General features: G+C 58.2%; 1 pseudogene. It reads left to right on the top strand.

What is annotated here, in order from left to right:
- Positions 1-1,008 (top strand): annotated as a pseudogene (locus B2R17_RS02085) (ATP-grasp domain-containing protein); the annotation flags it as partial.

Here is a 1,008-nt window from a genome sequence, read left to right on the forward strand (position 1 = left end):
GGCGGCCGCGCGATGGAAATCTGCTACGACCATTCCCAATTCGCTCGCTACGTTGCCGAGGCATTCATCGTCGCCGACGGGCAACCTGTGTTGATCGATCGATTCCTCGAAGACGCCACCGAAGTCGATGTCGACGCGATCAGCGATGGCAACGATTGCGTGATCATGGGCATCATGGAACACATCGAAGAAGCCGGTGTTCACTCGGGCGACTCGGCTTGCTGCATCCCACCGTTCAGCTTGACTCAACCGGTTCTGGCCGAAATTCGCGATGCGACCAGAAAGCTCGCCGCACGATTGAATGTGGTCGGGCTGATGAACATTCAGTTCGCCGTCAAAATGGAAGGCACCCAGCCAACGCTTTACATTTTGGAAGTGAACCCACGAGCCAGCCGCACGGTGCCGTTCGTCGCCAAAGCAACCGGCGTCCCGGTCGCAAACATCGCAACGAAAGTGATGGCGGGCGAAACGCTGCAAAAACTGAACGTCACGGAAGAACCGATTCCACGCCACGTTTCGATCAAAGAGAGCGTGTTGCCGTTCCGGAAATTTGCCGGCGTCGACATCGTTCTCGGCCCCGAGATGCGGAGCACCGGCGAAGTCATGGGCGTCAGCGAATTGTTCTCGATCGCGTTTGCCAAAAGCCAACTCGCGGCGGGAACCGTTCTGCCGGAATCTGGCAAGATCTTCTTGTCGCTCTCCGCCAACCACAAAGAATCCGCCGAATCACTCGGCAAGTCTTTGATCGAATTGGGCTTCGAACTGCTGGCCACCGAGGGCACCGCGGTCCGTTTGGAAGAATCCGGCGTTGCCGTGACCCGAGTGAAGAAGCTGTCCGAAGGTCACCCCAACCTGATCGACTACCTGAAAAACGACGACGTTCAGTTGATCTTGAACACTCCATCGGGCAAGGGAGCTCGGACGGACGAAGGCAAGATCCGAGCCGCAGGCGTTCAACACGGCGTGCCCTGCATCACCACTTTGGCCGCCGCTGAAGCCGCCGTGCGA

The sequence above is a fragment of the Rhodopirellula sp. UBA1907 genome (assembly GCF_002337565.1).
Classification (GTDB): Bacteria; Planctomycetota; Planctomycetia; order Pirellulales; family Pirellulaceae; genus Rhodopirellula; species Rhodopirellula europaea.